Consider the following 5,617-nt stretch of genomic DNA (forward strand, 5'->3'; position numbering starts at 1 on the left):
TCAGTTATTAAACCCTGTTGATTGGAGTGACGGCGCGCAGTCTCTCCGAATATGCTAACGCATTTCCATCGTGCGTGGAATTTAACATGCCAACCAAAAAACTGTAGACAAGCTCGATTTTCAAAGAGTTTGTCTACAGTCTGAACACCATTAAAAGAGGTGTATTTTGCTAAAGAGTTTTAACTCTTAATGACAACTGCCTGCATTCCTTCGTCAATCAGCTGTTTTAATTGATTATTTACGTCATTACTTGCCAGTCCCCCATGGTAGCATACTGCATTTTCAACATCGTAAGCCAAAAATTTCTCCAGTGAATGGACAGCTTGTTCAATATCAGGAGTAACATGTGCAATCGGTCCTCTCAGTTTACCATTAAAGCAAAACATCGAATCAGCTGCTATCAATGTTTTGCTACCCTTATGGTAAAGGCTGATATGCCCAGGTGAGTGCCCTGGGGTATGAATCACCTGTATGCCTCCACAGAAAGGAAGTTCATCTCCATCCCTTAAAGCTTTCGTAATCGTTGCTTTTGGCGGATTTAAATATAAATGTTTCATCGGCTCCGGTAAGGATTCCCACTCTTGAGCTGATATTTTTGAAGGATCAGTCTTTAGTAATGGTTTTTCTCCTTCTATATAGGGAATATCATGCTGATGTGCGTATACATCAATTTTTAATTCCTTTAAAATCAATTCAATATTTCCAATGTGATCTATATCCTGGTGTGTAAGAATGATAGCTGTCAAGCTCCCGAATGGCACGCCAACACGATTAAGTTCTTTTTTTATTTCCCCTATTTGACCCGGCAGGCCGGTATCTATCAATATGGCAGACTGACCATCCCATAGCAAGGTTGGATTAAACACACCGTCATCCCCAAATGATTTTAGGCTTAAATTTAGCATTTCTACACCCTCAGCAATTCTCACTTATACTCCCCCTTTTTGATCAGATATATTAAATTCTCTTTTTTGCTGTTAAAACCTTTTGAACTGTAAAAAATTACATTTAATAGTCGATAATCAAAATATAAGGATTTGTCTAACACGAGAGAGAGGTCGATTGAATGGAAGCTGCGAAAGAAAATCTCTTAATGACAATTGAGTCTTATAGGCAGGAAATGATTAAACTCGGCGTTGCAAGTGGTTTTAATAGCCCGGAAACGATTAAAATCAGCCAAATGCTCGATCAGTTAATTATCAAATACCAGCAGATGCAAGTGCAACTGCTTCACTGAAATACAAAAATAGGTCGCTTTAACAAGCGACCTATTTACTTAGAGCCAATTTTTTTATAAATGGTTTTGTTTCGATGACAGTTAATTGTCAATTAGCTCAGAATTCTTTTGATGATAACGGCAAAAAGAACTTAACTCCTTTTTTATTAAAGGGCAGCACCTTCATATCGGCAATTAAGTGGCTAGCGTATGCCAGCATGCATGTGGCGAAAACCCCTTCCACCCCAATTGATTCTTGGAACCTTGTCGCTATTGCTGCGAAGTAAAGAGTTCCAACAATAGAGTGTGTGTAGCTGCGATGAGGCACAAAGGATGCAATGATGATGTAGATACCCAGCAAAACTAGCCAGCTTTCCTGCATAGAAATTCCTCCTGCGAGAACACCTACTCCTGTTACTGTAAGCATCCTCCTTTGTGTTAAAAAGGAAGATAAAACGATCATACCTGCCCCAATGCATATACCCACCCATTTTTCTGAACTGCCACCTTCAAAGAAACTATAAAGAATCATTAATAAACCGATAAGCTGTGCGACCGTCCTGATCACTTTATAGGATAAGGTAATCTTATTGCTTAGCTTTCCATCTACATCCACGTCAGGAAGTAACCCTGCTATTCCTCCCACTATCACTAAAAAAACGGTTGTCGGCGGATCGCTTTGCAATGTGTTTGCTGTAATGAATCCAGCTGCGGCTCCTAGAGCTGTATGTATTGTTCCGTTCAAGTTTTCCACCTATGCTTTCGTTTTAAAATATCATTATAATTATATTTTACTATAATGATAGTGCCAATCCCAATAGGCCTATTTCTGAAAGGTGAAAGCAATTAATCTCTTTCAAATTCGTAGCGTTAAACTGTTTAATGCTTTCCTCTCTAACCAATAGGGTTTATTAATCAACCTGCTCCTTATCATAGCCTTTAAATTAAATCATGATCATCCATTTTCCATTGAAACTCATCAAGTGAAATAGATTTTTTGCTAGTAAACTTTATTCCTTCTTCTTCAAGCATCATCTTTTGGGTGAAGAACATCTCGTCATCATTAAAGCCGATTTCTCCTTTTGAATTAATGACTCTATGCCAGGGAAGATGATATTTTTTGGACATTGAATGCAGGATGCGCACTACCTGCCTTGCTGCCCTCGGGCTCCCAGCTGCACTTGCGATCTGTCCATATGTCATCACATTGCCTGATGGGATGCTTTGAATAACTTTAATCACATTTTCAGTAAATCTCGTCATAACTCCACTCCCTTTAATTAATTTAGATTACCATAAAAAAGCCCGGCTGGTGATGTTATACCGAGCCAGGCCGCTTGCTTTCGTTTTCTAATGATTTGAATTTCTTAATGATTGCTCCGCAAATCAGCCCTAATGACCAGTAGATTGGGAATGAGTATATGTGCTTCCAGGTAAGTTCCTTGTAAATATGAAGCAATTCCATTGAAGGCTCTGCTACAAATGCGAGAAACAAGGAAAGCATCCCTGTTGCAATAAAGAATTTTTTTAAGGAGAAGCTATACCTTTGGTACACCAGCATAAAAGGAATGATGACAACTCCAACGTCATACGGATATAACTGGGGGTTAATATAAGGTGTTAAGCGGACTGGGTATGTCCACACCATAGCATTGCTGCCAATAGAGTCCAAAAAAATGGCAGCAACTCCATAAAATAAACCAAATGCTGTATTTTCGATCACTTTCTTTTTATCGACAACCATCCACCATATAATTGCAGGACCTATAGAAAGAATGACCAGAAACCACCATCTTGCAGTTAAGAAATTTTTCTCATGCCAATAGCTTCTTAGTAATTCATGATAATTCCATTCTGCTTTCATTAACTCTTCTAGTGAGACGGTAGACAAGACTTGTTGTTGAAAAAAATGTCCAATAATCTCCACTGTGCTAGAAAGCATTAAATCACACCCTTTGTATATAGAGTGTGATTTTTTTGTTTGTAATATGTAGATAGCTTAATTTTGTCTCTTTAGCTCTTTAAAAATTCTGATTAACTGTTGAGGCTCGTTGTCGGTTACATAAGAATAGAGGCCTCTGGTTGTATGGAGATAAAGAAATCCCTTAGCGTCAGAGAAATTTCTGAAGGATATGTCTAAAATATCTTTAAGATGAAAATGCTCAGAGGCTGTCGTCAATCTGTCTTCATATATTTTGATCAATTCTTTGTTTTCTTCATATTTCTGTTCATTGTCCTCGATTTTTCTATGCACCGTTAAATATATTTGTGAGCAAAGCAAATGACGGCCCCCCTTTCCATCCAGTGAGGTTCGTACTTCATTGATTATTATTTTACACATGTTGATTAGGAATACCTAATATATTTAACAATGATAACAAGTCTAATTTTCGAAGGGGGCTGCTTTTTGAAATGCATCGGTGAATTGCTGGATCAGGAAAAGTACGGTCTCGAGGGGAACATAGCTGTTTTGGAAAATAAAGAAGCGATCATGAAAGTTTTTGGATTGAAAAATGAAAAATGGCTGAACGTATGGAATATTGATTCCCGTATTTTGACCCTGTTTTATAAATCTTTTGAAGCCCAGTATGATTGGTATATCGTTGTGTACGACTATCAAGCTTTCTGTGTTGATCAAGAAATAAAAGAAGCGGTCATCTGGCATGAAATTGGACATATCAAATACCCCGTATATGAAAATCAACTGAGCGTTGATAGTGAAATCGAATGTGACAGCCTAGCAATCAGAAAAGGGCATAAAGAAGGCATGCGCAAAATCCTGGAACTTACATTAAGTATGGCCCATTCCTTAAATCATGACTTACTCACCAAAATAACAACGGAACGGCATTTAAAGCTACTAGGATGAAGTGCAATCTTATAAATAAGGCAATGAAGCTGAATAATCGTGGGAACATCCCCGAAAATCTGCTGCAATTTTAAAATTATTTTCCATTAAGGCTGTGTTAAAGTTCAATACTAATTTTTAACACCTGACGCCCCGCGGAAAGCGAGTGCCTGGAGCGGAAATCAATAGTCTAATTTAAGATAGCCGCAAAAAAAGCACCAGCCAATTTCATATTGGCTGGTGCTTTTTTTCAACCAGTGTTCCTTAACCCAGCCGCCACGCCGCTTATGGTTAACAAAACCTGTGTGAGAAGTTCATCATCTGGATCTTCCACATTACGAAGTTCCTTGATTAATTCAACCTGAAGGAAGTTAAGTGGATCTACATAAGGATTTCGTCTGTGTACAGAATCCTTGATGTTCGGTGTATGGTCAAGAAGTTCTTCATCATCAGTAATCTTAAGCAAAATATTCTTCGTTCTTTCGAATTCCTCGACAATGTTGCCGAAAATTCTATCGGCAATCGCCTTGTCTTCTACAAGTGAAGAATACTCCTTAGCAGTGGTTATATCTGCCTTCATCAGCGCCATTTGCAGATTATCAACCGTGCTCCTGAAGAATGGCCATTCCTCATACATTTCCTGCAGAAGCTGTATATTTTCAGGGCTTTTTACAGCAAAGCTTTCCAAGCCTGTTCCTGCTGCATACCATGCTGGGAATAGCTGCCTGCTTTGTGTCCAGGCGAATACCCACGGAATCGCACGCAGATTCTCAAATTTGCTGCTATTTTTCCTGCTCATCGGTCGTGAGCCAATATTCAGCTCACTTAACTCCTGTAACGGTGTTGCCTGATTAAAGTAGGTGATAAAATCTGGATCCTCAAAAACAAGCGATTGATACTTCTTTAAGGAAACAGCAGAAATTTCTTCAATTGCATCTACCCATCTATGATCGCGCAAATGACCTTGCTCTGATTCATTCAGAACATTGGCAGCTGCTTTCATCATGGTTGAAGTAGCCTGTTCGAGGCTCCGGTAAGCAATATCTTTAAGAAGGTAGCGCGACGAAAGTACCTCACCCTGCTCAGTAATTTTGACCCCCTGGCCGAGTGTCTCTACCGGTTGTGATAGCAGGCTTCGGTTTAATGGTCCGCCCCCTCGTCCTAGTGATCCGCCTCTTCCATGGAAGAATTTCAGGCTGATTTGATATTTTTTTGCCATCTCATTAATTTCAAGCTGAGCCTTATATAGCTTCCAGTTAGCAGTCAAGGTTCCGCCATCCTTACTTCCATCTGAGTAACCCAGCATGATTTCCTGCTGATCATTCATTTTGCTCAAATGGTCACGGTATACTGGCATATTGAAAAGGGTCTCCATGATTTTTGGACCTGCAGTCAAATCATCAATTGTTTCAAGCAAAGGCGCTACATTCAAGTCCGTTTCAAAAGTACCGTCCGCATGAAGCCTGTAAATGCCTGCTTCCTTTGCCAGAACTAGCACTTCAAGCAGATCACTGGCCGATTGAGTCATACTTACAAGGTATACTGTGATGGAG

At 39.4% G+C, this 5,617-nt stretch carries 7 protein-coding genes; 2 read left to right on the forward strand and 5 right to left on the reverse strand.

The annotated features are described in order from the left end of the window. Nucleotides 1-179: 179 nt before the first annotated feature. Complete coding sequence (locus WB217_RS05250; protein ID WP_423991323.1) at nucleotides 180-929, reverse strand: MBL fold metallo-hydrolase; 750 nt, start codon at nucleotides 927-929, stop codon at nucleotides 180-182. Between the two features lie 137 nt (nucleotides 930-1,066). On the opposite strand from WB217_RS05250, the gene WB217_RS05255 reads away from it, so the two are divergent. Beyond that, nucleotides 1,067-1,237 (forward strand): Spo0E family sporulation regulatory protein-aspartic acid phosphatase, encoded by a 171-nt coding sequence (locus WB217_RS05255; RefSeq protein WP_423991325.1) that lies wholly within the window; start codon nucleotides 1,067-1,069, stop codon nucleotides 1,235-1,237. A gap of 97 nt (nucleotides 1,238-1,334) precedes the next feature. Here the strand turns inward: WB217_RS05255 and WB217_RS05260 are convergent, their stop codons facing one another. The 3 genes from WB217_RS05260 to WB217_RS05270 all read right to left on the reverse strand — a co-directional run bounded on the left by WB217_RS05260 (nucleotide 1,335) and on the right by WB217_RS05270 (nucleotide 3,158). Continuing rightward, nucleotides 1,335-1,961, reverse strand: coding sequence for a metal-dependent hydrolase (locus WB217_RS05260; RefSeq protein WP_423991327.1), 627 nt, complete (start codon nucleotides 1,959-1,961; stop codon nucleotides 1,335-1,337). Nucleotides 1,962-2,155: 194 nt separating this feature from the next. Next, nucleotides 2,156-2,479 (reverse strand): MGMT family protein, encoded by a 324-nt coding sequence (locus tag WB217_RS05265; RefSeq protein WP_423991329.1) that lies wholly within the window; start codon nucleotides 2,477-2,479, stop codon nucleotides 2,156-2,158. 55 nt (nucleotides 2,480-2,534) lie between these two features. After that, nucleotides 2,535-3,158, reverse strand: coding sequence for a CBO0543 family protein (locus WB217_RS05270; RefSeq protein ID WP_423991331.1), 624 nt, complete (start codon nucleotides 3,156-3,158; stop codon nucleotides 2,535-2,537). 465 nt (nucleotides 3,159-3,623) lie between these two features. Between WB217_RS05270 and WB217_RS05275 the strand changes: the two genes are divergently transcribed. Then, nucleotides 3,624-4,085 (forward strand): hypothetical protein, encoded by a 462-nt coding sequence (locus WB217_RS05275; protein WP_423991333.1) that lies wholly within the window; start codon nucleotides 3,624-3,626, stop codon nucleotides 4,083-4,085. Nucleotides 4,086-4,314: 229 nt separating this feature from the next. On the opposite strand, the gene WB217_RS05280 is transcribed toward WB217_RS05275, so the two are convergent. Next, nucleotides 4,315-5,617: phosphoenolpyruvate carboxylase (locus WB217_RS05280; protein WP_423991335.1), on the reverse strand; the 1,303-nt coding region annotated here is incomplete at its 5' end.

The sequence above is a fragment of the Mesobacillus sp. genome (genome assembly GCF_049588175.1).
Lineage (GTDB): Bacteria > Bacillota > Bacilli > Bacillales > Cytobacillaceae > Mesobacillus.

Excerpts from the sequence above, each read along its gene's own strand:
- WB217_RS05255 (WP_423991325.1), top strand. The coding sequence starts at position 1,067 with ATGGAAGCTGCGAAAGAAAATCTCTTAATGACAATTGAGTCTTATAGG.
- WB217_RS05270 (WP_423991331.1), bottom strand. The coding sequence starts at position 3,158 with ATGCTTTCTAGCACAGTGGAGATTATTGGACATTTTTTTCAACAACAA.
- WB217_RS05265 (WP_423991329.1), bottom strand. The coding sequence starts at position 2,479 with ATGACGAGATTTACTGAAAATGTGATTAAAGTTATTCAAAGCATCCCA.